Origin of the sequence: Brevibacillus choshinensis (assembly GCF_016811915.1) — a bacterium.
GTDB lineage: Bacteria > Bacillota > Bacilli > Brevibacillales > Brevibacillaceae > Brevibacillus > Brevibacillus choshinensis_A.
Genome location: NZ_CP069127.1, coordinates 5,695,096 through 5,721,666 on the forward strand (window position 1 = coordinate 5,695,096; position 26,571 = coordinate 5,721,666).

Genomic DNA, 26,571 nt, shown 5'->3' on the forward strand with positions numbered 1-26,571 from the left:
GAAGATTCGACATAGTCCTACAAAATCCTTTGTATGCCAATCCCCAATAAATGGGCGGAGAACTGATCAAAAAAAGAGCCTAGCATGGTAACTAGGCTCTTTCGTCGGCTACTTCTTATTTCGCCAATGTTGCAGCGTCTTGTTTCAGTGCATCCGCTTTGTCTGTTTGCTCCCAAGGAACATTCAGGTCGTTACGGCCAAAGTGACCGTAAGCTGCTGTTTGCTTGTAAATCGGACGACGCAGGTCCAGTTGCTTGATGATACCAGCAGGACGCAGGTCGAAGTGCTTGCGAACCAGTTTCACGAGATCTTCCTCGGAAACAGTTCCTGTGCCAAATGTATCGACTGCGATGGAAACAGGTTGTGCTACCCCAATTGCATAAGCCACTTGGACTTCGCATTTGTCAGCCAGACCAGCTGCCACGATGTTTTTCGCTACATAACGAGCTGCGTAAGCACCGGAACGGTCCACTTTGGTCGGATCTTTACCGGAGAACGCACCGCCGCCATGACGTGCATAACCGCCGTAGGTATCTACGATGATTTTGCGGCCAGTCAAACCAGCATCCCCTTGTGGTCCGCCGATAACGAAACGGCCAGTTGGGTTGATGAAGTACTTGGTGTCTGCATCCAGCAGTTCTGCTGGAACAACAGGCTTGATTACGTGCTCGACAAGGTCTTTTTTGATTTGCTCGAGAGTAGTCTCAGGAGCATGTTGGGTAGAAATGACGATGGTGTCGATACGAACTGGTTTGTCGCCATCGTATTCAACCGTTACTTGTGTCTTACCATCCGGGCGCAGGTAGGACAGCGTGTCGTTTTTGCGCACTTCAGTCAGACGGCGAGCCAATTGGTGAGCCATGCTGATTGGCAATGGCATCAGCTCAGGTGTTTCGTTGCAAGCAAAACCAAACATCAGACCTTGGTCACCAGCGCCGATCGCTTCGATCTCAGCGTCAGTCATTTGGCCTTCGCGCGCTTCCAGAGCCTGGTCTACACCCAGCGCAATGTCAGCGGATTGTTCGCCGATTGCAGTGATGACACCGCAAGTGTCTGCGTCAAAGCCAAACTTTGCACGATCGTAGCCGATGCCGCGAATGGTTTCGCGAACCAGCTTTTGGATATCTACGTAAGTGTTGGTGGTGATTTCACCAGCAACCAGTACGAGACCCGTAGTTACGGATGTTTCGCAAGCGACACGCGCGTTTGGATCTTTGGACAGAATGGCATCAAGAATGGAATCGGAAATTTGGTCACAAATTTTATCCGGATGTCCTTCGGTTACGGATTCAGATGTGAACAGACGACGACCTTTTTGCAAAGCCATGAGAAAATTACCTCCTTTGACCTCATACAAATAGTGTGGTAGCCGAGTCAGGATTTTATCGACGTAAACGCAATAAAAAAACCTTTTCCAACAAGTCGGAGGAAAAGGTTTGAGCGCTTTTTGCTTCCTTCATCCTCTTATCGGCCAGAACAGATGTCCGTTCTGCTGGTTAGCACCGCTCTAGTCGGTTGCCGGGCTTCATGGGGCCAGTCCCTCCGCCTGCTCTGGATAAGAGTATCCATTACGGATTATAGAATAATTGTTTTTTTCTATGGTGTCAATAGACTTTTACCGCAGCTCATACTTTCCGCGAACCATGATGTGGGAAACGCCGTCGTAATTGGACGCAAGCCGCAAGCCGCGGTTATCGGAGCGTGCGATCAGCAGCAGGTGATTCGTGCCTACGACCGCTCCTCCTTTGAGGTCTACGCCAGCTGTCAGGTCTGTCAGGCCGTCGCCTTTGTTGCCCGCTACTGCTTGTACTTTCCCCGTGCGGACAATAAATTCAGTGCCTTCAAACCCGTACAGTGTCTGTCCAGGATTTACCTCCACGACCGTCAGCGTGCTCCCACCGCCGCCAGCTGCCTGAATTTGCTGATCCACATAACTTTTGGTTACGACCGGATCATCTACAGACCCCGGTACGCCGCCTACTCCATCTGCCATGGCCTGAGAGGCAAACAGTGCCGTACCTCCGATCGCTGCTGCAAGCAAGCCCTTTGTGACTGGTTTCATCAATGATTACCTCCCCAGATGTCGCTATTAGAATTTATAAGCCTTCGTAATCAGTACTACGACCTCTGCCCGCGTGGCGATTCCTTGCGGTTTGAACGTTGCACCGTAGCCGTTCAGCCAATTTCTCGAAGTGAGTGCTTCGATCGCCGGAGAAGCCCAGTGAGTCGTCGGTACATCCCGATAGCTGGACGTGCTGCGCTTGTACAACAACACATTATGCGCCCGCGCAATCATAGAGGCCATCTCGGCGCGTGTAATCGGCTGATCTGGTTTCATTTGCTTGTTCGGGTAGCCTTTCATAATCCCGACCTGATAAGCGATCCCCATGCTGTTGTAAGCCCAGTGCTTCTTGGACAAATCGCGGAAGGTCGTTTTGCCGGTATAGGATGAAGCTACCGGAAGTCCATCTGACCGCATCGCCTGGATGAGCATGGTGGCAAATTGTGCGCGAGTTACCGCTTGGTTGGGCTTGAATGTCGCATCGCTAAAGCCTTTGATAATGCCACGATTGCTCAGACGAACAATCTCCGAACGCGCCCAGTGAGTGGAAATATCGCGGTATCCGCCAACCAACATTTGCTGATTCACTGTCAACCGATACGAATCATATTTAAAGGGAACTCCACTATTCAGACGGATGTAATACTTCCCAGGTTTCAGACGAAGCCCTAAAATTTCCTTGCCCTGATCGGACAATTCCGCTACCTCATTGGTCGAAGCCAAGGCGTAGTTGAAGTTATTCCCATTGTACAAGGCGATTCTCACACCGGATGAGACCGGAACAAAAGGAGCTCGAACATAAACGTATGATTCCGTACTGACAGTAAATTGGAACCAGTCAGAATCGGTGGCGGTCGGCAAAGTTCCGGTCATGACGGTCCCGCCGGCTAACTGGGATGCCTGACGATATGTATCATTAGGCTCGTTCACATCTTTTTTCACAGGTGTAAAGCTGAGGTCCAAGCGGTATTCCCCATTCACCGAGTTTTGCTCATACTCGCTGATCCGCAAGAAATACTTGCCGGGCGAAACTTCTTTTTGGGCCCGCTCTGTCGGGTCATCACGATCCCCGTTGTCATATAGCGGATCCCATATCGTGCTTTTTCCCTGGTCCTGTTTTCCGATCGCCAGAACAGGGTCCATACGCTTGTTATCCGGCGTCACGGTCACATCCAGATGTCCGTATTCACGGACGTAATAGGAAAACCAGTCCTGGTCTCCATCGGTATGGAAGCTGCCGTTTACACTGATCTGATTGCCTACAAGCGGCCTGGCGGTGCCCATCGTGTCATTCGGTTCATTGCGGTCCGGGTTGATGCTGAACTTGCTGGTAAGCACGTAGGAAAAGGCATTCACGCCCCCGTTTCGCACCAGCCTGATGTCCATGCGCCCAGCCTTTGCCGGTACCGTAATCGTGTCCCCGTTCCCGATGTAATGAGTGACTGGTGTTCGATTTTCCGAATAGAAGGTAGCCGCCATAGGAGAAGATACAGTTGAGTTCACGGATGCTGTGAGACTGACTCTTCCATCGTACGGCACGTCCATTTTGAACCAGTCCGTCGTGTCATTCGGTCCCAGGTTGCCACGGATCTGCGACTCGATCGGAAAAGCCTTGGCCCGGGACTGAGTGTTGTTGGGCTCCAGAAAATCGTTGGACATGGGAGACATGACTGCTTTTTCCACATTCAACAAGCCATAGCCGGTCCGTCTGTCCCATCCAGTCTCCCCCAAATTGGTGGCCGTCTGATACAGCAGCTGCCGCACATCAATGGGCTTCAGCTTGGGGTATCTGGCCATGATCAATGCAGCAGCGCCCGCGACCTGTGGAGCAGCTGCCGACGTCCCGCTAAACGAGCCGTATTTGCCACCCAGCTTGGTGGTAAACACATTCAAGCCTGGAGCCATCAAATTCAACTCCGGCCCCGAATTCGACTCATAAATCGGATCGTTGTTGCTCTTCACACCCCCGACAGCAATCACGGTAGGATAGGCTGCCGGATAAGCCACCCGGTTCCCTTCGTTCCCACTCGCCGCCACTAGCACGGCTCCACTCGCCTCTGCCCGATTGATCGCGTTGGTCAGTGCTCTGGAATAGGACATGCTGCTGACGGACATGAGGATGACTTTGGCCCCTCGATCCAGCGCCGTGTTGATTCCTTTGGCAACAAGGTCGAGATCGGCGACAGCCTTGCTGTCCAGTACCTTGATCGGCAATACTTTGGCATTCCAGAGGACACCCGAGACTCCCATCCCGTTGTTCCCCTTGGCAGCCAGCACACCGATGACTTCCGTTCCATGCCCGTTGTCATCCTGAGCGGATCGCGCTGACGGCACCAGATTGATTCCCGGCAGCAGATTGCCTTTCAAATCAGGATGATTGTAGTCAGCTCCTGTATCCAGCACGGCAATGGTAATCGCGGTATTGCTGGTCACTGTTTTCCATGCCCGGTCTGCCTTGATCTGGTATAAATGCTGCTGGTTGTCGATGTAGTCATCGTTGGTAGCGTCCGCGGCCATCGTCGGATTGACATCAGCGATGGTCAGCGCGGTGCCTACGGCTAGTGCAAATGCTGCTCGAATCCATTTCTTCATGAAAAACAGTCCTTCCTTCTCTCCCCTGCCGGTATCGTGCAGTCTAAAAGGAATTCAGGTAAATTGACTTCTTTATCTTAGCATAGCGGAACAAAAGGGGGACTTGCAAGCTCGGAAATCCAATATTTGGAATGTTCAAGCGCTAAAAAGACCCTTTTCACCGTGGGCAAAAAGGGTCTCTTCATTATTGCAACAAACCTTTGTTGTTCTCCACTTCATGGTTGGCAGAAGGTTGCTTTTTACTTTGACGCGCTTTTGGGATGACGGCGGTAAGCTTGGTCATATCCACGTTATCTTGCTTGATGGAGGAAGCGGGAACTTCAAATGCCCACACTCGGTTGCTCTGGGCCTCTACCTTCATGTTTTGCAACGTATATTGCATACGTGCCACGGTATTCCCTTCTTCATCGTTGACGATGATCGGTACTTCCGTAAATTCCAAGCGTTTTTCCAGTCCGTTGCGGAAAGCTACCACGACACGGATTCCGTTATCCGCACCCGCGGTAATATCGAGCACTTGCAGATCGACCTGACCAGACGCGACTGGAGCCTGCTCTGCCTGCTTCATGTATTTCTCGGTTTCGGCTTTGGAAAGACCTTGATTCACTTCCGGGATGATCTCTTTTGGCGCTGCCGGCTTTTGATAGGTCAGAAACATGGGAACTTCTTGTTCCGGAAGCTTGCTGAATTCGTTCCAGCGAAACATGAACTCAAAAGGACGGCTGCACAAATCGCCAATCGGACCTGACGGAATCAAGTCAAAGGTCTTTCTCGCAACCACTTCGCCCTCTTCGGTCATCAGCGTCAGAGGAAGCTTTTGCAAAAGCACGCTGCGATCGGTCGCATTGCGAATGTAAGTGAGCACGACGTATCCTTCGTCCGTCACTTGCGTAAAGAACGGTACGATCCCAATCTCATCACGAACGACTGGGGGCAGCTCGTCATGGATATATTGCAGCAGCTCGGTTTCAGCTTCATCTAAACTATTATCCCAAGGACCATTCATCACCAGGTCCAGCTCGTTGGATGCAATTCGCGTAGAGGATTGCTCAGGATTTTCGATCCCGGATACCCCCAGATAAAATTCCTTGTGCAGATGCTCATGAATGTCTTCACGAACTTGCTCCAAGCTTTCCTTTGACCCAAACCAATTTTCCAATAACCAACTCATATGTCAACCTCCTCAACCCTACAATAGAAGTATCTATCCATGTGCTTTTACTCTACATCCAGCACCCATCTGCGCAGGTTGGCATTTGGTTTTTTTACTGAATTCGGCGGGAATACGATAATCCAAGGACGGCTGTAGCCAGGTTTGACGCGCACGGTACTCGCATCGACAGAACCTGCCGCCACCACATCTCCATCCGTATCCGAGATCGTAAGCTTCAACTTGTCCGGATGATACATCTGTTTCATGCCGTTGCGAAACAGCATGCCCGCTACCAATTTTCCATCCTTCGTCATGCCGATATCAAAACCGGTCACTTGCACCGTCTCTGCTGGAATAGGCGGCAACGAGTTTGTCAGCGCCTCCAGTCGATCTTTTTGTCGCTCTGTCATGCGCTTTTCCATTTCTGGATCAAGCTCGAGATGATTCGGCCATACGTGAGAAGATTTCCCTGCCTTCATGACCACTTTCCAACGTTTAAAGGTGAAGTTGTCATGCAGGAAGGTTTCTTCTGGGAAGAGCATTTCCCACGGACGACTCGATCGAGGCGGTATGGCTCCCAAATCGGACAGATCGACGTTCATCCGCGCAAAAGGCTTATCATCCAGGTAAATAGCCAGACGGATGTTTTTAATACGCACAGCGTGATCAAGCGAGTTGCGGAAAAACATCGTGACAGTCAGTCCACTTGGTCCCGGAATCATGCTGAAGCCGGTCACGCTGATCATGCCTCGAACCATATCAGGCAATTCCGCCTGCAAGAAGCGCAAGGTGTATTTCTTCTCCGAATCCAGCTCCTGCTCCCACATCGGGTGCAGAGACAGTTCGGTATGAACCTTGGTGCCTACGGGTGCTTTTGATTCATTCGCACTCTTTTCTACCGCGGCTTCGGCGTCGCTCAATTCATTGACATCGACGACTGCCTCTTCCTGGAGCTCCTTTTTCAGCTCGCTTTGCTCTTTTCCAAACCAGTTCTTAAAGAATGAAAACATGTGTTACCTCCTCAAACGTCCGGACGCGACCGAAGCTACATTTACTATCATAACCTTTTTGATAAAGCCGATCAAATTTCCAAGGCTACCGCCTATCCCTGTGGCACGCTGACCTTCCAGCGTGAGAAATCAGGCTCTGGCTTTTGGATGCTCTCCGTCGGGAAGATGAACAGCCACGGCTTGCTCGTATGCGCGTTCACCGTCAAGCTCCCCAGTTCAAACAATCCTTCCGCCACTTTCTCACCGCTCGCATCATGAAGCACAAGCGGCAGCTTTTCAAACGAAAGGGATTGCGCCGAACCGTTGCGAATGAGCAGCATCGCATTCAGGGCTCCCGTATCGTCGCGGCGAATTTGGACGCTCTGGATGTTCACTTCCCCTTCTTTAATAGGAGGAAGTCCTTTGGCCAGCTCGATCAGATAATTCTTTTGTTCATCCGTCAACGCTTTGATCCAAGACTCCTCCAGCTCCAGCTGCTGAGGCAAAAACATTTTCTTTTGCGCCATCTCAAAGGCGATCTTCCAATTCACCAGCAGGACATCCACTTGCAAAAAGTGCTCCCGTTTAAACACAAACGACCACGGTCTTGCAGAACGCGGTGGAATCTCCCCTATTTCAGCCAAATCAAAGAGTTGGCGGGTAAACAACTGCTGATCCCCAAACAATACGACGAGCGTGGTCTCACCCAAGTTTACAGGGCGATCCGAGCTGTTGCGGACAAACGCTGTTACTTCGATTCCGGCATCATGAGGAACGAGAGATGTACCAGCCAGGGAGATATGCCCCTCAGCCAACGGCTCCAACTCTTGCGCCATAAAGGATAGCACGTATCTTTCCTGGGTGCTGAGCTTCGCTTCCCATGACTCGTGAAGAGAAAGTGTCGTCACGACCCCTGCGGACGTGCTTTGCTCTAGTGGTTGTGTATCCTGCTTCGTAGGAGCAGCAGGCAGAATCGACTCTTCCTGTACTTGCTGCCTTACCTCTTCCGGTGTGGGAGTATTCCCTAATAAACTTTTCAAGAAGGATAGCATAACGTCTCTCCCAACTTTTCTCTACATCTATATAGAGTTCTGTTCGCATTCACTATAGCACAGTGATACCCTTTTGCAACCTAGAAAACTTGGTATATTCAAGGTGGGTCAGCACGAAACCGTATAGGCATGGTGCCCCCTGCTGCCGGCACTGACCGACGGGTAATATTTGTTAGGATACCCGTAAGCACAAGTGATGTCAAGGAATGGCAAAATCTACTCCCATTTCTGACATCGCTATTGTTCAAATGCGGAATATACTCCATTAATTAGATGAAAAATTTACCGGATGTACATAAGGTTTACATAAATGCTCTCCATTGTTAAAATAATGATGATAAATGATTTTCTTGGGGATTCCTTGCCAGCTGACCTCCTCAGCTGGCCACTTTTTTACAAATAATACTAAATTGTGGTTATGAGAAAACGCCAGACTGCCGCTGTCTGGCGTTTTCTTGTTCTATGGTGCTACGGTAATCGAGATCCGCACGGTTTTATTTCCGTACTGCGCGGTAATGGTTGCGGTCCCTTGCGATATGGCCGTAATCTCTCCGTCATCTCCGACAAAGGCTACTTTTTCGCTCGAGGACTTCCAGATCACTGCTTCCTCCACCTGCTCGACTGACCCATCGCTGTATGTCGCCTGGATCACGGGAGTCAGCGTTTGACCGATCGCCATTGTCTTGCGGGTCACGTCAGCTTGGAGCTGCTTCAATCGGGTATCCACACTGATCCTGACCGATTTTCCGCGATAAGTGGCCGTCATGGTCGTCGAGCCGAAGCCTTTGGCGACGATCTCTCCATCCCGGTAGACTGCCACCTTGGCATCTCCTGTTTTCCAATCAACCGCGGAAGTCACCACTTCCTCTTCATCCCCGTAAACAGCGGATATATTAATAGAAGAAGAAGCACCCGGCTTCAGTTGGATTTTGCTCGGACTCGCCACCAGCCTAGTGATGGTTACCGCGACTCGCATTTTCACCGTCTTCTCGCCGTACGTCGCGTGAATATAGGTACTTCCCAAATTTTTGGCGGTAATGACTCCATCTTGCACGACCGCTATGTTCTCATTTTGAGACTTCCACACGGCTTTTGTGGCAGGTACCGTTTCTTTGGATTTGTCACCGTAGGAAGCTGTCAGCTCCACGGCAGCCGTTCCATCCGGCTTCATGGTGAGTGTCGTTTTGGATGCTTCCAGCTTCGAGACCGTGATCTCTACGGGTACCGAAGCCGTTTTGCCTCCATAAGTCGCCGTGATAATTGTTTTCCCAAACCCGGTTGCCGTCACCAATCCGTTTTCCACGACCGCAACCTTTTTATCCTTGGTCTGCCATTCGACATCTTCGGCTGCTACCGCTGACTTCGAGCCATTTTTCAGGGATGCAGTGAGAGTAATGGTCCCGCTGCCGTTCGGAGGCAAAGACAGCTTGGTTTGATCTGCCTTGAGGCTGTTCACGCTCGTGTCAGCAGGCTTAGGGTTCCTCTCCTGGGACGAATCGGATTGCACCGCACGATAGGCGTTGAGCAGGCCGTATCCATATTGGCTGTCCCACCCTGTCTTGCCAAGGTCAGACGCCGTCTCAACTAGGCGGTTGGTCAGCTCTTTTACGCTCAAATCCGGTTCGCTCGCCTTGATCAGCGCCGCTACTCCCGAAACAAACGGTGCCGCCTGCGAGGTCCCACTCATGTACGCATATCTGCCTCCCGGATAGGTGCTCAGAATGTCCACTCCCGGTGCTGCAAGATCGATGCTCGATCCGTAATTGGAGAATTTTGCGAGTCCCAGGTCCGGCCCTACCGCACTCACCGTGACCACGCCCGCAATCGAAGCCGGCACATACCGATCTGCATTCGCAGCATCGTTGCCTGCTGCGGCCACGACCAATGCGCCTTTCTCCATGGCGTACTGCACGGCATCGACCATCGTTCTCGGCGCGGAATTCTCTCCGTCTTCCAGCTCCGCTCCCAAGCTCAGGTTGATGACATCCGCTCCCAGATCAGCCGCGTCTATGAGTCGAGCTTCGCGACAATAATCCCCGGGACATGCGTGCCGTGCCCCTCATCATCCTTGGCATCCCTGTCAGCGTTTACGTAGTCTTGAGACTCCTACCCCTAAAGGGGCAAGCAAACACCTTCGGTATCAGTGGGATTCTTGGGTGGTAGTCGGTAGTGTATTTCTGCTAACCGTAGTTTCCCCAAGTTCAGGGCTGTCTCATCAGCCCGTCCTAAGACTGTACATCTAGCATCTTAGGCTGACAGACTGCTACCATCTGCTACAGGTTGACGCATGATATTGATCGCTCCAACTCGATCACGATGAGTGTTGAATCCACATGAACATTCATACTTTCTGTCTCTGGCTTTGTTCTTCTCACCACAGGCAGGACAAGATTAAGAAGTGTAGGCAGGATTAACCTCCACAACCTTTATCCCAACAAGGTTTGCTTTGTAGGAGATGAATTGTTGAAGTTGATAGAAAGTCCAACTATGCAGATTCTTTGTGTGTTTACGGCTTGTTCTTGCCAGCTTACGAATATTCTCTAGTCGTTCAAGCTTGATGATTGACACCCCTTCTTGAATGGCTGTATTGACAATTTGACGACTAATCTTATGATTTTGATCCTTAATCCAACGCTGTTCTTTATTCCCTAACTTACGAATGGCGGACAACTTTTTGAGTTTCCCTAATTTACGTCTACGTTGCTGGTACTTTCTACGTCTGCCGTTTCCAAAGAATCGGGTTTTCCCTGTAGAAGTGGCAACAACAGCAGGGACTTTCAAGCCTACGTCGATTCCCATGATTCCTTCATGGCTTGTTTCGCTTGTAGGCACTTCTAACGAAATTTGAGCGTACCACGTCCCAGACTTTTCAACAATTCGCATCAATCCAAACTTGGCTTTCTGTAATAATTCCATATCTCGACTAGTTATTGCGGCATGAAAGGCCGTTTTTTTGATCCTTCCATCTACAACAATAGGGAAAGCAACCGTATTTTTAGATACCGTATAGTTTTGGTTGTTAACGAAATATACAGGTTTTTTTAGAACTGGACGAGCACCTAACTTCTTGATTTTTCGGAACACTCTCCTGGCATCACGAATGGCTTGATTACAGACGGCAGATGGAAGAATCGATTCTGGATGATCAGGAAAGATTCAAATGTTTACGGTTAAGGATTGCATCATTTCCCCCCTTCTCTTCTGTTCTTCCACATAACGCTTTACTGTTTCGCTTGATACGTTTCCTGCTGTACTTACGAAAAAAGAGCGTGTCCACAGACTAGGCATATGAGCAAGATGCTTAAACTCTAGCCTTAGCAGTCACCCCTTTCACTTTTGCCATTACGTCTGTTGGAGAATCAATGGGAAGACAGTTCAGGAATAAATGAACATGATCTGGCATCAGTTCCATCGCAACAATCAACCAGTTATTCTGATGACATATTTCAGCCAACAATTCCTTGAATCGAATTTCTACTTGTCTCACTAATACTTTTCTCCGATAACGAGGGCAGAAAACAAAGTGATAGTTGATCAGTGATACGGTTGTAGTCGTGCGCCTATATTCTTGTCCCATTTCACCATTGAATTAGTTTGAATGATCAACTACAACAATCAATCGAAAAGAAAAGCTAAGCACTCACACATATACTGAGTGTTTGCCCTGTCCATCCCTAAAGGGATGATCGGACAAAGCCATAATTCATCCCACGATTAAAACCGTGGGCTTTCAGTTGGCAAATACCTGTAATACAGGTATTTTTGCAATGTTATTTGTGGGTAATTTCAACTATTAGGCAATCTTCAGAACCCAAAAGCTCTCGATAAATAAGAAATAATAAAAGGAGTTGTATGGGGGCTACCAATGTAAATTTTATTTATTTTTTACCCGCTAAAAAAGGACATTTCATGCTTAGGGTCAGTGGTTTCGCCAGGAACGTTCCCATTTCTAGTCTAACGTTTTGTTTCCAAAAGCCTGCCGCTAAACCAAACTGCTGATAGCATAGATGTATAGAGTAGATTTTTTGAATTATAATCGTTTTGCCATACGAAGCGGTGACTTTGTACTTGCAGCGCTTTCTTTGAAAATCTACCTTAGCGATGGTGGCTAGGAGGTAAAAAAAATACTTTTCTGTTCCTGGCACCTTTGGCTCAAAGCGAGTTGACCTCGAATCTTTAAATTTCATTTTTCCCCCTGTCTCTCTCCTATCCGATATACACCACAACAGATCCCATCTACCTTCACCATGACCAAGCTCTGAGAGAACTGTATCAACGATACCCTTGATGTCATCATACAGATCGCGCCCTATCCCTGAGTCCATCCGCTGTTCCCCATGGTAATTCTTGACGAGCCGTTTCAGCATCCAATGTACTTCTGCTTTCTGATCTGGAATACGCTCCTGAATTAGCTCCTGAACCCTTTCTCGAGCGTATGTATGCCGAAATCCATGCGTACCTCGAGACTCTATCCCAGCTTTCCTACATGCTACTGCAACACCATTACGCATCGTTGTTTCGGATAGAGGGATAATCCTATCCTCGGGCAATTTGCTGATTATTAGCCCTCTTAGTTCATTCTCATAGCGTTGGGAGACCGGAACATTCCTGAAGCGCCCACCTTTTGTGATACCTCGTCCGTTTTCAATGCGGATCTCCAGCCTTCCATCCTCTCGCTGCTGAACATGTTCGACCCGCAGATTGCACACTTCACGATTTCGCAGACCGAGTTTGTATCCCATTCTGGCCGCAGTTGCTACCATTTTAGACATGTGCTTAAACATGGCCTCAATTTCTTCTCTCGTGTAGCTCCGATCTCGTGACCCTTCTTTCTCTCCCGGGCTTATTGTTCTTCCCTCAAAGAACGTAATCGGCGGCTTTTTAAGATTTTCTGACATCTTGGCCATGCCAGTTTGAAGCTTCTGAAGGTGGCTCTCCATATTCACCATGTAACCTTTTGAAAGTCCTTTTGAAGCTAGATGAGTCATATAGCTTTTATGATGCTCCGGACGCAATTGAAAAAGGGTTTTTATACCATGGTTTTCTTTGGCGTACTGCACAAATCTGATGGCAGACCCCTGCACGGCAACTTTGTAGGTTGTTCCATGTATGCCTGTCCTATCACCGGCCTTCCTTGCTTGACGCTTAGAAGTCCCGATCTTGTCTATAGTCCGCAGCGCCTGTACGACTTGATTCTTTACACTGGATCGATTTCGCCCCAATCTATTCTCTCCTTTCACAATAACTCATTTGAAATTCCGTCTGTTAGTTGCCCAGGGACGATCTTTCCGGTTCACACCTGAGCAAACAACCGAAAAAACTGGTGAATTTTCTTGGCGTGTTAGAGGGGAACACAAAGCCCTTCACCTTCTCGCGTTTCCTCCAACGCACCAAAAAAATGATAGATTCAACTCTCGCCGATCTCTAAAAAGACCGCGTATATTACAGGTAATCAATTGTACGCGCCTTCTTGTTTGGGCAGCCCAATCCGGAACAAAAGCGATTTCTGGAAGCGGTTACGAAAGCTAGTTATGCTGATACGCGCCAACCTTTGAGCAATTTTTTACAGGGTAACTTCTGGCTTTATCGTTTAATAAGGTTTATCTGAAATAACATTTTCACGTTCACTGCCATAATTTGTTGTTGTGATTGTTCCGAAAAAATTAGACACTGCTGCAATAACGAGTACAGCCCACCATTTAATCCTCATTTCTGGCGGATCGTACGATCCTTCCCTCCTTCATATTGTGAAATGACAAAAAGACCATGATGTTTATTCATGACCCGACAAAAATCATACATGATAAAGACGAAATTCTTTTGAATCCTTCCTTGTTAGACGTATTACGCAAAAAAAGCCTGTCAGCACACCTAAAGAAACGAAAAGCGTTTCAACAGGTAGCCAACAGGCTAATTTCTTGATTGTTGAACATTTCAACGGATCAGGTCTTGTAGAAATACCAAAACAAAAAGCAGGAAGAGGTTGTGTATTACTACTATACTTAAATTTATGTTTACTAGCAATACTCTCCGGTTTATTTATTTTTCAAATATGAGGCCGCTTCAAATAAACGAGAAACATACACGATTTCCCCTGAAAATTTAGGGACTAATCGAGATGATAAATAACTTTGAAAGCGGAATCCAAAATGACAGAAGCGGAGTAGAAACTGGATATTAGGAGAAGACCATGAATGTTCTTTAATGTCGATTGAATGTTAACTAAATTCCAGCACTTCCAGCGGGGGCGTTCTCAAATAGGTCAAAGGATGGTAGGAAACGCGCTCAGCTTGAATTACTAAAAAATCGAGGTTCACCTCCTACCAGGAAACTCCTCAATTTTCAATTGACTGCCTGTTCAGTCTTACGAATGCCGCCCTTACTTGGCGTAGACCACCAGTTTTAAGCAATAATTGATTAAAAAACACGCCTAGTATGGTCGGCTTCAAATATTTTAGCAACAACTTGTTACTGACAGTAAAACCACAACCATCGTCCACCGATTTAAGAAAAAGATTCCCTTTTAAGCAATTGCTTCAAACAATAACACAACTAAAAACAGTCACAGATCTTCACTTTACTAGAGATCCATACAAATGCCCCTGGAGGAATTAATGTCATCATTATACGCGAAAATCATAGTAGCGAACTCAGCACTAGTGATGGTTATTTTACTCTGTAATCGCCGTTGACATAACCTGCTAGCATGCCAAGAGCTTTCAGGCATTTTACGTTTTTTTCAATTGCAGTATCCATTTTAGGAGCTTCCGGAGGAGTTACTTAAGCAACGAATGCCATTGGAGCAACAGTAAGTGCGAGAGCACTAGCTAGCAATGTTAACAACCTTTTTCATAACCTTGGAACCCTAACTCATTTTTCGGTGAAAAGGACAATAAGATAACCCCTTGAAGATCATGGATTCTGCCATATAAAAATCTATCCTTTAGGAAAACTAAGCATTTTCGAATCAACTAGCTACTATCTATTTGAACTATCGTTAGTTTTGAAATTATTGAATCTATATATAGGTCTCCATTAGTTTCGATCGTTATAACTCATTATCTCTGTCGGATGTCACCTGATAAAACTATTTGGCGAAAGGGCATATATGCAAAAATCGTTTTTTACGGGCATGTTAATGCCTCCGTTGCCTTTTGTTGCCTTCTACAACTTTCTTTGTTATTTTATTATCATCAAAAAAGGAGTTGCTATCATGGAACTATTGGTATCAAATGCCGAAATTGAATCTCTCCTTGTGTGGCCAAAAGGAAAAGCTTCCGTTTATATTGAACGTGGGATCCTTGGCGCACCATTTCAAACTTTGAAATGTGGCAGGCTCTTTAAGCTTTCATCCATTTTTGAAATAGCTAAGCAAAAGAACTGAACTGTTGATGAAAATGTTTTAACTAATATTTACGCATCAGTGGTCATTACTCCACCAAAATAACAAAGTTTCGTTAATACTAACCGTTTTTTTCGATCAAACCACAAAAATAAAACCCCTTGGGAATCAAGGAGTTTGCCAATTGGATGTTCACTTCATTAGGAAAAACGTTTTCGTTTACTAACCCAATTCTCTTAGTTAGTGGATTCTTAATCAGGATATCGCAAACCATGACAACAAAATAACTCTAGTACAGCCTGATAGACTCGGACATTCATTTCTGGAAAGACAAATGCAACTTCTCCAGGAGCAAGTTGTAACCTTTCAATAGACTGCTCGATTACAAATGGCACCCCATTATTTCGAGAGCACATTTTAGATAGCCAACATCCGACCAAGAGACTACGTAATCGAACGATTTTTCCAATGTAATCACGCTCCGTGTTGCATGGTAGCATAGGTTAGGGAAAAAGAATACTCGAGGAATCAGCTATTTTTCTTAGCATATTAACTTGTTATTAGTATTATTAAACAACAACAGATGTTCCTCTATATTTTTAGAAGTTCTTTCATTTTTAGAAGTTCTTTCATTGATGAATGTGAATCGGTTCAATAATTTAAGGAGTTTTAACTATGGAACGAACTCTACCTACCATTCCTGAGGTAGCCAAAATTCAAGGAATCACCAGAGAACGATCGTATTTATTAGCTCGATCAGAGATGCTCCCCGTCGTTCGAATTGGACAAGGATGTCATATTGACGTAGAATTACTGAATAACTGGATTGAAAAAGGTAAGCTGGATCCTAGAAAGCAACCTAGGCGATCAATCAAGATTCAGGACCTATAGGATCGCTTTTTGCGAAACGTAAAAAAGCCCGAAAGATATCAGACTTTCCTACGATGTGAATCTCTATAAAATAGAGTGACTTTATTATAGCATTGAGTATGTTTTGTTTCAACTAAAGTATATTCACGTAAAGACAATATTTCATATTACATGACTGCCTACTTAAATTAATTTTATGATATTTTGCAACAATTGCACTCACTGAAACCGCCTGTTTTCCACAGGCGGTCTTTTTTTTACTTCTACTTCAAAGAAACGCTTACACAGTTGGACCAATCAATGTTGCGATCTCCCTCTGATAGCCAAACTTTTTTGAAAAACTCAATCAAGGCTACCTCGAAAATCTCCTTCTGGGATATATTCATTTCCTGGATAAACTCCTTTACTAATTGATCTAATCCTTATGCCATGTGTACGGATTTGGTAACGTGTACTCCACGGACAATATATCTCGGGATCTGGTCCACGACCGATTCAATGGACAAGAGGTTACCCAATAATCTCTCTTGGTGTTTTTCAAGAAGATCCAACAATGGCAGATAGCGTTCAAGCCCAACATGAGCACTAGGTAAGTGAATCCCGCTTGATAGATTTACTTGCACGCTTTGATGAGGATCGTCATTCTGTATGCCAGTGAAAACATACGTACCACCTTCGTCATTCCAGGTTAATTCCGAAAGTATTTATACCTGAGACAAGTCTTATGACACTCTCCAAGCAGTTCTTCATACAATTTCATACTTTTTTCAGAACCATTACAGAAATATGGTTTATAACAATAATTGAAGATACGCCCTCAGAGCAAGGGAATTATGGAGGTTTAATGCTATGAAAAAAACCCATCGTTTTGTTGCACTGTTAACTGTCATGGCGATTACCGCGTCTTTGGCAGTTCCAGCATTTGCAAAAAGCGCCGATGACAAAGAAGGAGTTGCCAGCATCTTTACCACAATGGTTGGCGAAAATCACAATATTACCAACCCTACCGTTGAAGAGGATGCTCCAACTACAACACCATCCACAACACCTACAGATGGTACCGTTGTGACTCCTACTGGGACATCCACACCAGAACTGGTTAACGCTGTCGACATTCCTACCATCATGGGCTGGGGCTGGATGACATTTCCAGAAACAAGCGACAAAGGCGGTAACTAAGAGGCTGCAAAAATAGTCGTACCTTGGTCAAGACTGAAAAAGACTACTTTCAATTTGGTGATCACTTTCCGATATTCTATCGGAGAAAGGTCGCCAATTTTTTTTGTGAAGCGATAATTGTTGATTTTTCACTTATCAATCTTAAACTGATTAGATCAGGCCCCTTATCCCCTAGGTCAAATGTAATGGCGACATCAGAATGGTACAGGCCGAGCTTGACTATTCTTGTAGCACAGTACTACCGGCTGGAGGATTGCTTCCCTCATTTGGATCGCAATTCCAAACCTATATCCAAACAGGGCTTTCGTTTCGATTCCCAACTGTGCAAGTGACTTTTCATCACACGCGGCGTTACAAGCGAAAAAGGGATGAACCGTACTTTTTTACTGAATTGGCAAACTCCCACAAACAGAGTATTCCGCAGTTCTACGATAGACCCCTATCGTCAATTTTTATTTGGTCTAGCACTTATTCTGAAGAGAAATCGGCTATTATTTAGCCCACTAAAGGTTAGCTTAATATTAGCTTTCTGAGCCAAGAGAATCATGATGCTCACACCAGCACCTAAAAAGAGGGCAACCAAGAAATCAACGTCCTTGTAGTTAAACATCCAGTAAATGAAACCAACGATGGCCCCTCCGATGGCCCACTTTACAATCGTCCCCATTCCATTCTCTCCTTTGCATGAATCGCTGCTTCCTTGCTCATTCCTGAACATGTCCGCATTGATTTATATCAATTAGCATTAGCTATTAGTAAGTTGGCCGGTTGCCTTACGAATTGTTTCGTAATCATTGAATGTTTTCGTCAAAAACTCCACGGCTTCCAAGTTACCAAGCAATCTCCCATCAGCAGCAACGTACGAAACATCGAATGTACCGTTATCGTTGATCTCAAACTTTAGTCGCAACTCGTAGTTTTCCATCTCCGAGTAGTACAGACCGGAAAACTCTACGAATTTCTTCCCATTGGACTCGGTGTAGGTCCACTTTGGTTCAGAGTGCAAGTACTCTAGCACCTCACCAAGTGGTTCCTGCTGAGTACTTCTGGAGTGAACTGCTCTTGATGGCCTCCACATACTTTTTACCTGGATCAGCGGCTTCCTCAATCTTTCCCTGTACATCCACGCCCATCCATGAAGCGATGAGCCAAACAGCTACTACAATGATACCTAGACTGGTCATGAACCCATAAAACTTGTTCACACCGTTGAGTATCTTTTTCCCTGCTCCCATTCCTTCCGCTTCCTCCCTTGATGACTTTTAGCCTATCTATTTTTGTAAACTTGATTGTCGGAACATAGAAGATTTCATCGTATTTAGTAGAATCTTCCTATATTACCTTATAGGCGTTATTTAATAGTCAAATACTATTTATAGTGTGTGTAAATGATTTTTCCCCTCTAGTACGCTTGACTTGAGGTGGGACCAAATGGAAGAGAGTACGAAACAACTCGCAAAAATGCTAGGTGATCGAATTCGCAGTCTCCGTCTGGATCTAGGGCTTAGCCAGGAGCAGCTAGGTGAGCGGTCTGGACTGCACACCAACTACATTGGCCAAATCGAGCGGGGAGAGAAGAACCTTACCCTCGAAACCCTGCTGAAAATTGCCCGTAGCTTAGTAACTTCCTTGGAGCAGCTCCTGCATTCCATTGATCCGCTTGATCCTCACACCCCTCTTGGGCAAATTGTCGTGATGCTCTCTGAACGTCCTGTTACGGATCAGGCACTAGTTTTAGCATTGATGAAAACTGTGTTTACGTGGGAAGACGAAAAGCGGAAGTAAGTCACAGTGGACTTTCTTCCGCTTGTTTTTTTGCGCTAGGGAATTGGCAGGCGAGAACAGTCATTTCCCACCGCACCGAAAAGATCTCCTTCCGCAGCTTTTCTTCCCACTGCTGAATCCATTCGCAGATGTCCCCGAACTGTTTCCTGACAGGTTTCCCCTCTTTGTTTGTAGACGAGCTCATCTTTCAAAAGGGACATGGCTTGTTCGCATGTTCGCACACTTCGTATCAATGTGTCCTCCTTGTTGACAAACTCCTCGTATTTTTCCTGTACTGAATTCATGACAATCTCCTCCTATTCCGTTTTACAGCAGGGCTACAGCCTTCTCCTTGTCCTGTCTGCTGGTGTTGATGTAGTAGTGGGCCGTCGTCTGAATGTGCGCGTGTCCTGCAAGCTTTGAAACCGTTGTGAGTGGCACACCCTTTTTGAGCAGACGAGAACAAAAAGTATGACGGAATTTGTGTGGGTACAGCTTGAAACTAAGCTGCTTCTCCAAGCCTTCCAGCAGCGTATTCACTGCATTCTTGTGCATCCTCTCTGCTCGTTGACTGAGAAGCAGGTAGGGACTTTCTCGATGCTTGTTTTCCTGCCGTTCGGTTCGGATGTACGCTTTGATCAAATCCACCAGATCAGGACGAAGCGGAATCTCTCGGTACTTCCCTTACCCGTCACCCGAAGCGTGTTGGTGAGATAGTCCAGATCACTGACCTGAATGCCGCAAAGCTCGCTCACACGAACACCAGTGTACAGAAGCAGCCAAACGATGAGGTGGTTCCGCAAGCTGATCTTGCTCCTATCCTGGACAAGGAACAGCAGCTGGTTCACCTCCTGCTCCGAGAACACCTCCACCTCTCCCTCACTACCAGCGGCCACCTTGATCCTGTCTTTCCGTAGCGTGACAACCTGTTCTGTGGTCAGCTTACGGTCGATCAGGAACAGATTGAACGCCTGTAGCGAATTGATCTTCTTGTTAATGGTGGCCACCGCGTACTTGTTCTCCATGAGGTGGCTTTTGTAGCTGGAGACGTAGAAGCGTTTCAGATCGATCGGCCGCTCAACGCCCATCCCTTCCAGGTACACACAAAAGGCTTTCACGTCGCCCACGTAGGATTCAATTGTCTTGGGCGCGATCCCGTTCTCCACTAGGTACTGCTCAAACTCATCAATCGGGTCCATCGTTTTCCCTCCTGAAACAGAAAAATGCCCTGCTGCCTTTTGATCGGCGCAGGGCGGTTACTCTCTACTTCCAGTCGTGAATTTCCGAAAGGCATGCCACATCTCGGCCTCATCGTTACTCCATGCCTGACGAACATCCTCAGGGTCAAGGATGCGGTAGTGCTCGGTGAAGATGTTCTTTTGTAGCCTCCAGCCGTTTCTCCTATCCAGGGTGTCCCAGAAGAAGCTCCCTCCTAAAGTTTTTGTGGGTAAGTTCGGAAAAAGCATGATCATTCACTCCCTTTCTTTGTATTGATCCACTTATTTGCCTGAGAGGAAGGACTTCTCCAGTTGTACGTAAAATGGATCAGCCAATTGACTGACCCATGTAAGGGCCTTTTGAATTTTCCCTCGGTACTTCGACCCCTCTTCTTCCCACACTTCCTCCCAGACTACATCTACGGTACCTTTCTCTTGCAGGAGGTTTACGTAGACATCAATCCCATGGATCAGATCAGAATGCTTGCTTTTCAAAACCATTCTTACCATGTGTGTTGACGCACCTACCTCTTTATAAGCCCGCCTACCTTCGTTGTCATCCTTGTCTCCATACCGACTGCTTTCACCTGGTTTGCGGGGCTGAAATGGCAGAGTCTCCGCAACCTCATTAAACAGTTTGGCAGTAGCAGCCAAGATCCAAAGATCCTCATAGGAATCTTCATTTCCCTCCATCCCAGACCCCTGTTACAGCATGTCCAGGATGAGCTTGTTTACTTGATCCATTTGATCCTCCTCTATGAATTACTGTCTTCCACCAAATTAATAATATAAATTTTCAGTCTATTTTGATGCGATTAAATCAAAAGACGCCTTAGCCTGAGTGCAGGCTAAAGGGCAATTACGGCGACTGACTACAGTTTTTATAGATTGAAGCGAAAGGACAATGGACAGGTTTCTTGCTGGGAATAGAGAGCTGAGTTGCGGAGGAGGAGTCGAAACCTTTTTCAGCGAGTTTCTGAAGCGTTTTTCAGTGAGTACCAACAAAAGAAAAGAGCCTCCACATGGGTAGACTCTCTCAGTTTGATTCATGAATAAATGCTGCTTCTAAAAGAAATCATTGCTGTTAGCTCCGCTTATTGTAATCGTGACGTTGGCTTTTTTCGCTACAATTTTAAAAGTACCTGCACTCACTTTCACTGCTGTCGCCTGCACACCTTCTGACGTCAATTCATCGTTGATTACGTCTACCAGATCGTCCATGTCGTCGAGCTTCCACTCCAAGGTAATCGTTGCTGTCTTTGATCCGTCACTGATGGTAAAGGAACGGTTTTTGCTGGTGTCCGTATTGCTTCCATAAGCCGTGTCCGTATCAAAGAATTCATCCCAATCATCACCGCCGATCGTGATCACATTACTTGACCCGGTCTGGAAGCGTGAAACGGAAAAGGTATCACCAAATCCTATGCCAGCCATGGTTCTTTGCCCCAGCTCAATGTGATGGTCGTTATAATACTGCTGGATGAAACTATCCGCGGCGGAACCCATCACCTGCCCAGTGGTAAAACCGTTTAACGGGATATCCCAGGTCAGATCCACATTCACTGTAATTTGTCCATCCGAGACGGTGAAGTGTTTGGGGTTGCTCGCGAAGTTGGTATTGGCGATCGGTCTGCTGGTGAGTCGAGCCTGTCCCGCATAGATCGTCGAAAAGTCAAACTGGGTAATTTCCTTACTGATAATTTCTTGTATAACTTCGCTATTCCTGACTAACTACTTTTTTAACAAGCAGTTTTCGATCAGGCCTACACCGTGCGGGCGACTTTCATCGCACACGGCGTGCCATCAGCGGATGATGAATCAAACAAACACCAAATAGGATTGCAGAAATCCTTCTTCTGCAATCCTACGTAGTTGGTATTCAATTGTAGCCTTGAGAAACTACAACGCCCATTGTAAGTTCTCGTATCCTTCTTATCCGCTGACTGGGTTCCTTCGCTCCGGCCAGTTTTCTCCTCCCCGCCTGTGTTACCACTACGGGTTCAAACGGCAAGCCATCCACACTACTACGAACCCGCTGCCATCTTATCAGCCTCACTGGTGCTAACCCACCTCTTCTGATAAGACTTCAAACGTTCCATTCTGTCTATCCCTTGTTTTGATGACCTTAGGTTTCCACTATTCAGGAATGAGAACGACCAGTTTAACAGTCCAAATTCTTCTGATCGCCACCATATTATTTCACATATAGGGATGAATACTAACCTGCTAGCATTTATCCTAGCACTCATTATCTCATCCTGGGTCAACATGGATTTCTCTCGTAACCATAGCCATCTTTAAGGAGCCCCGCCTCTTCCGAGTACGACTTCACCTGACTTCACCCCTTCGGCATGTTAGCGCCTCACTGGATGCAGGAGGATTAGGCACATGATGTTGGACTGTTATCATGGACAGGAATTTCACCTATCTATTCAACAGAACAGTTAGAGAGCCCCATATTAGGAACAATTAATATGTCTTATCGTGGGGCCTTCTCCACCTCTTTCGCTCTTTTAGCTTATGAAGTAACGTTTCGTTTAATTATTCAGCAGGCTTGAGATTGAACCATACTTGTGTTGCTCCTGCTTCAGGTCCAGCTACGATAGTACCATCAGCCGTTACATAAACTGGATCTGCAAGTACTACAGCAGTATCAGTTACATAAGGAGTAGGATTATCTACAGCAGCATCTAACCAAACAACTGGCGCATTTGTCTTGGATCCTGGCGTGTAAGTTAGAGTAGCACCCAATGTAAATTCAACATTAGAAGCTGTATCGTGCTCTACTTCAATTCCGCCCCATGCGTTTCCGGTTAAAGCAATACTTCCCTTAAGAGCAACTGTTGCATCGTCAAGAATAGTTAGTCCTGCTTGTTTGCTGTCTTTAATAATAACATTCTCAAGAACAGCATGTACATTTGTACCAAATACTTCGACTAAGTTATCAGTAAGATTTGCAGTAGTAGTTACAGTTAGGTTTTTAACATTTGCATTTGCATTAATACCTAATCCTGAAGCTATTTGAGACTGTCCATTTCCATTCAACGTCAAAGTATGATTTTGACCATCAATAGTTACCGCTTTGTCAACAAGGATTTTATCAGTAACTTCAATGTTTCCTGCTAATTTAATTGTATCTCCAGCTTGTGCACTTGCTAATGCAGCGATTAATTCAGATTCTGTATCAATTGCTACAACCAACTTCGCAACCGCTGCGTCAACCTTTGCCTCTTGAGCATCAACTTCAGCTTGTGTTGCGTTTGTGTCGTTCAGTACTGCTTCAGCTGCATCAATTACATTTGCCAAGTCAGCTGCTGTCCAAGACTCAGGAGTGTAGTCTGTTTCAACTTTTGCTTTCGCTCCGTTGATTTTTGTTGTCAGATCAGCTTTATCTACTACTACTGGCGTTTTTTCTACAAGCTTCGCAACCGCTGCGTCAACCTTTGCCTCTTGAGCATCAACTTCAGCTTGTGTTGCGTTTGTGTCGTTCAGTACTGCTTCAGCTGCATCAATTACATTTGCCAAGTCAGCTGCTGTCCAAGACTCAGGAGTGTAGTCTGTTTCAACTTTTGCTTTCGCTCCGTTGATTTTTGTTGTCAGATCAGCTTTATCCACTACTACTGGCGTTTTTTCTACAAGCTTCGCAACCGCTGCGTCAACCTTTGCCTCTTGAGCATCAACTTCAGCTTGTGTTGCGTTTGTGTCGTTCAGTACTGCTTCAGCTGCATCAATTACATTTGCCAAGTCAGCTGCTGTCCAAGACTCAGGAGTGTAGTCTGTTTCAACTTTTGCTTTCGCTCCGTTGATTTTTGTTGTCAGATCAGCTTTATCCACTACTACTGGCGTTTTTTCTACAAGCTTCGCAACCGCTGCGTCAACCTTTGCCTCTTGAGCATCAACTTCAGCTTGTGTTGCGTTTGTGTCGTTCAGTACTGCTTCAGCTGCATCAATTACATTTGCCAAGTCAGCTGCTGTCCAAGACTCAGGAGTGTAGTCTGTTTCAACTTTTGCTTTCGCTCCGTTGATTTTTGTTGTCAGATCAGCTTTATCCACTACTACTGGCGTTTTTTCTACAAGCTTCGCAACCGCTGCGTCAACCTTTGCCTCTTGAGCATCAACTTCAGCTTGTGTTGCGTTTGTGTCGTTCAGTACTGCTTCAGCTGCATCAATTACATTTGCCAAGTCAGCTGCTGTCCAAGACTCAGGAGTGTAGTCTGTTTCAACTTTTGCTTTCGCTCCGTTGATTTTTGTTGTCAGATCAGCTTTATCCACTACTACTGGCGTTTTTTCTACAAGCTTCGCAACCGCTGCGTCAACCTTTGCCTCTTGAGCATCAACTTCAGCTTGTGTTGCGTTTGTGTCGTTCAGTACTGCTTCAGCTGCATCAATTACATTTGCCAAGTCAGCTGCTGTCCAAGACTCAGGAGTGTAGTCTGTTTCAACTTTTGCTTTCGCTCCGTTGATTTTTGTTGTCAGATCAGCTTTATCCACTACTACTGGCGTTTTTTCTACAAGCTTCGCAACCGCTGCGTCAACCTTTGCCTCTTGAGCATCAACTTCAGCTTGTGTTGCGTTTGTGTCGTTCAGTACTGCTTCAGCTGCATCAATTACATTTGCCAAGTCAGCTGCTGTCCAAGACTCAGGAGTGTAGTCTGTTTCAACTTTTGCTTTCGCTCCGTTGATTTTTGTTGTCAGATCAGCTTTATCCACTACTACTGGCGTTTTTTCTACAAGCTTCGCAACCGCTGCGTCAACCTTTGCCTCTTGAGCATCAACTTCAGCTTGTGTTGCGTTTGTGTCGTTCAGTACTGCTTCAGCTGCATCAATTACATTTGCCAAGTCAGCTGCTGTCCAAGACTCAGGAGTGTAGTCTGTTTCAACTTTTGCTTTCGCTCCGTTGATTTTTGTTGTCAGATCAGCTTTATCCACTACTACTGGCGTTTTTTCTACAAGCTTCGCAACCGCTGCGTCAACCTTTGCCTCTTGAGCATCAACTTCAGCTTGTGTTGCGTTTGTGTCGTTCAGTACTGCTTCAGCTGCATCAATTACATTTGCCAAGTCAGCTGCTGTCCAAGACTCAGGAGTGTAGTCTGTTTCAACTTTTGCTTTCGCTCCGTTGATTTTTGTTGTCAGATCAGCTTTATCCACTACTACTGGCGTTTTTTCTACAAGCTTCGCAACCGCTGCGTCAACCTTTGCCTCTTGAGCATCAACTTCAGCTTGTGTTGCGTTTGTGTCGTTCAGTACTGCTTCAGCTGCATCAATTACATTTGCCAAGTCAGCTGCTGTCCAAGACTCAGGAGTGTAGTCTGTTTCAACTTTTGCTTTCGCTCCGTTGATTTTTGTTGTCAGATCAGCTTTATCCACTACTACTGGCGTTTTTTCTACAAGCTTCGCAACCGCTGCGTCAACCTTTGCCTCTTGAGCATCAACTTCAGCTTGTGTTGCGTTTGTGTCGTTCAGTACTGCTTCAGCTGCATCAATTACATTTGCCAAGTCAGCTGCTGTCCAAGACTCAGGAGTGTAGTCTGTTTCAACTTTTGCTTTCGCTCCGTTGATTTTTGTTGTCAGATCAGCTTTATCCACTACTACTGGCGTTTTTTCTACAAGCTTCGCAACCGCTGCGTCAACCTTTGCCTCTTGAGCATCAACTTCAGCTTGTGTTGCGTTTGTGTCGTTCAGTACTGCTTCAGCTGCATCAATTACATTTGCCAAGTCAGCTGCTGTCCAAGACTCAGGAGTGTAGTCTGTTTCAACTTTTGCTTTCGCTCCGTTGATTTTTGTTGTCAGATCAGCTTTATCCACTACTACTGGTTGAGGTTTGATTTCAGGCTCAACAGGGTTACCAGATACATCAGTAAACTCCGGTGCATTCGTTACTCCAGGAGTTGACTCCACACCAGAAGTTGGTGCTACAAAACCATTAACTGTAGTTACATGGTCACTGCCAATTACAATTTTATTTGTTTTTACTCCACCAAGATCAAAAGTAGAATCTACTTTTGGTGCTAAAGTCACATTAGATTTCGAAAAATCAACTTTGTTTCCAGTTGGATAAATCGTTGTTTTTGCTTTTAGGTTTACATTCCCTGTTACAGAAGTTGTACCAGAAATATTCAGTTCAGTATCAGTGTTAACTGTAAGATTAGTAACATTCGAATCACTTACGTTAATTGCTGCAAACGCTGTGCCAACCAACGAATTCAACGCGAGTGTAGACATTACTGCAAATACTGACACTTTCTTTTTCAGCGACATGATCCTATTCCATCTCCTCTAAATGTATTATGTAGGATCAGAAAACAAGATGTACCCATCTTGTTTTCTGACCAATTTCTTGAACAAGCACTC

Annotated in this window: 17 protein-coding genes, 3 pseudogenes and 1 riboswitch; of the genes and pseudogenes, 3 read left to right on the top strand and 17 right to left on the bottom strand. The window is 46.1% G+C overall.

The window, feature by feature from the left end; translation table 11 throughout:
• Window positions 1-115: 115 nt before the first annotated feature.
• The 10 genes and pseudogenes from metK to JNE38_RS28505 form a co-directional block, all read right to left on the bottom strand.
• Entirely contained in the window at window positions 116-1,327 is a 1,212-nt protein-coding gene (gene metK / locus JNE38_RS28460; RefSeq protein ID WP_238933495.1) for a methionine adenosyltransferase, read from the bottom strand.
• A 134-nt stretch (window positions 1,328-1,461) separates the two neighbouring features.
• Window positions 1,462-1,562, bottom strand: a riboswitch (SAM riboswitch).
• Between the two features lie 53 nt (window positions 1,563-1,615).
• Window positions 1,616-2,062 (bottom strand): hypothetical protein, encoded by a 447-nt coding sequence (locus JNE38_RS28465; RefSeq protein WP_203354388.1) that lies wholly within the window; start codon window positions 2,060-2,062, stop codon window positions 1,616-1,618.
• Between the two features lie 27 nt (window positions 2,063-2,089).
• Complete coding sequence (locus JNE38_RS28470) at window positions 2,090-4,654, bottom strand: S8 family peptidase (RefSeq protein WP_203354389.1); 2,565 nt, start codon at window positions 4,652-4,654, stop codon at window positions 2,090-2,092.
• A 184-nt stretch (window positions 4,655-4,838) separates the two neighbouring features.
• Window positions 4,839-5,825 (bottom strand): SLAP domain-containing protein, encoded by a 987-nt coding sequence (locus JNE38_RS28475; protein ID WP_203354390.1) that lies wholly within the window; start codon window positions 5,823-5,825, stop codon window positions 4,839-4,841.
• Window positions 5,826-5,872: 47 nt separating this feature from the next.
• Complete coding sequence (locus tag JNE38_RS28480) at window positions 5,873-6,817, bottom strand: SLAP domain-containing protein (RefSeq protein WP_203354391.1); 945 nt, start codon at window positions 6,815-6,817, stop codon at window positions 5,873-5,875.
• A gap of 92 nt (window positions 6,818-6,909) precedes the next feature.
• Window positions 6,910-7,848, bottom strand: a complete 939-nt coding sequence (locus JNE38_RS28485) for an accessory Sec system S-layer assembly protein (RefSeq protein ID WP_203354392.1) — start codon at window positions 7,846-7,848, stop codon at window positions 6,910-6,912.
• Window positions 7,849-8,308: 460 nt separating this feature from the next.
• On the bottom strand, window positions 8,309-9,859 hold the full coding sequence (locus tag JNE38_RS28490; RefSeq protein ID WP_203357784.1) for a S8 family serine peptidase: 1,551 nt from the start codon (window positions 9,857-9,859) through the stop codon (window positions 8,309-8,311).
• Between the two features lie 236 nt (window positions 9,860-10,095).
• A pseudogene (locus JNE38_RS28495) lies at window positions 10,096-10,932 on the bottom strand (RNA-guided endonuclease TnpB family protein).
• Window positions 10,933-11,004: 72 nt separating this feature from the next.
• A pseudogene (tnpA, locus tag JNE38_RS28500) lies at window positions 11,005-11,425 on the bottom strand (IS200/IS605 family transposase).
• Between the two features lie 301 nt (window positions 11,426-11,726).
• Window positions 11,727-13,070 (bottom strand): tyrosine-type recombinase/integrase, encoded by a 1,344-nt coding sequence (locus tag JNE38_RS28505; RefSeq protein WP_203354393.1) that lies wholly within the window; start codon window positions 13,068-13,070, stop codon window positions 11,727-11,729.
• A 1,991-nt stretch (window positions 13,071-15,061) separates the two neighbouring features.
• On the opposite strand from JNE38_RS28505, the gene JNE38_RS28510 reads away from it, so the two are divergent.
• A complete protein-coding gene (locus tag JNE38_RS28510) occupies window positions 15,062-15,232 on the top strand; it encodes a hypothetical protein (RefSeq protein ID WP_203354394.1) in 171 nt (56 codons plus the stop codon).
• 1,677 nt (window positions 15,233-16,909) lie between these two features.
• The gene (locus JNE38_RS28515; RefSeq protein ID WP_203354395.1) at window positions 16,910-17,239 is read left to right on the top strand and encodes a hypothetical protein; all 330 of its coding nucleotides are present in this window, start codon (window positions 16,910-16,912) and stop codon (window positions 17,237-17,239) included.
• A 445-nt stretch (window positions 17,240-17,684) separates the two neighbouring features.
• Here the strand turns inward: JNE38_RS28515 and JNE38_RS28520 are convergent, their stop codons facing one another.
• Both JNE38_RS28520 and JNE38_RS28525 read right to left on the bottom strand, forming a co-directional pair.
• The gene (locus JNE38_RS28520) at window positions 17,685-17,906 is read right to left on the bottom strand and encodes a hypothetical protein (RefSeq protein ID WP_203354396.1); all 222 of its coding nucleotides are present in this window, start codon (window positions 17,904-17,906) and stop codon (window positions 17,685-17,687) included.
• Between the two features lie 352 nt (window positions 17,907-18,258).
• The gene (locus JNE38_RS28525; RefSeq protein WP_203354397.1) at window positions 18,259-18,474 is read right to left on the bottom strand and encodes a hypothetical protein; all 216 of its coding nucleotides are present in this window, start codon (window positions 18,472-18,474) and stop codon (window positions 18,259-18,261) included.
• Window positions 18,475-18,670: 196 nt separating this feature from the next.
• On the opposite strand from JNE38_RS28525, the gene JNE38_RS28530 reads away from it, so the two are divergent.
• On the top strand, window positions 18,671-19,024 hold the full coding sequence (locus JNE38_RS28530; protein ID WP_203354398.1) for a helix-turn-helix domain-containing protein: 354 nt from the start codon (window positions 18,671-18,673) through the stop codon (window positions 19,022-19,024).
• 35 nt (window positions 19,025-19,059) lie between these two features.
• On the opposite strand, the gene JNE38_RS28535 is transcribed toward JNE38_RS28530, so the two are convergent.
• From JNE38_RS28535 to JNE38_RS28555, 5 genes and pseudogenes are all read right to left on the bottom strand, one after another.
• Window positions 19,060-19,308: a hypothetical protein gene (locus JNE38_RS28535; RefSeq protein ID WP_238933497.1), complete on the bottom strand. Its 249-nt coding sequence runs from the start codon at window positions 19,306-19,308 to the stop codon at window positions 19,060-19,062.
• 22 nt (window positions 19,309-19,330) lie between these two features.
• A pseudogene (locus tag JNE38_RS28540) lies at window positions 19,331-20,202 on the bottom strand (tyrosine-type recombinase/integrase).
• A gap of 300 nt (window positions 20,203-20,502) precedes the next feature.
• Window positions 20,503-20,913 (bottom strand): hypothetical protein, encoded by a 411-nt coding sequence (locus JNE38_RS28545; protein ID WP_203354399.1) that lies wholly within the window; start codon window positions 20,911-20,913, stop codon window positions 20,503-20,505.
• A 372-nt stretch (window positions 20,914-21,285) separates the two neighbouring features.
• On the bottom strand, window positions 21,286-21,783 hold the full coding sequence (locus tag JNE38_RS28550) for a flagellin hook IN motif-containing protein (RefSeq protein WP_203354400.1): 498 nt from the start codon (window positions 21,781-21,783) through the stop codon (window positions 21,286-21,288).
• A gap of 978 nt (window positions 21,784-22,761) precedes the next feature.
• Window positions 22,762-26,478, bottom strand: a complete 3,717-nt coding sequence (locus JNE38_RS28555; RefSeq protein WP_203354401.1) for an FIVAR domain-containing protein — start codon at window positions 26,476-26,478, stop codon at window positions 22,762-22,764.
• Window positions 26,479-26,571: the final 93 nt, after the last annotated feature.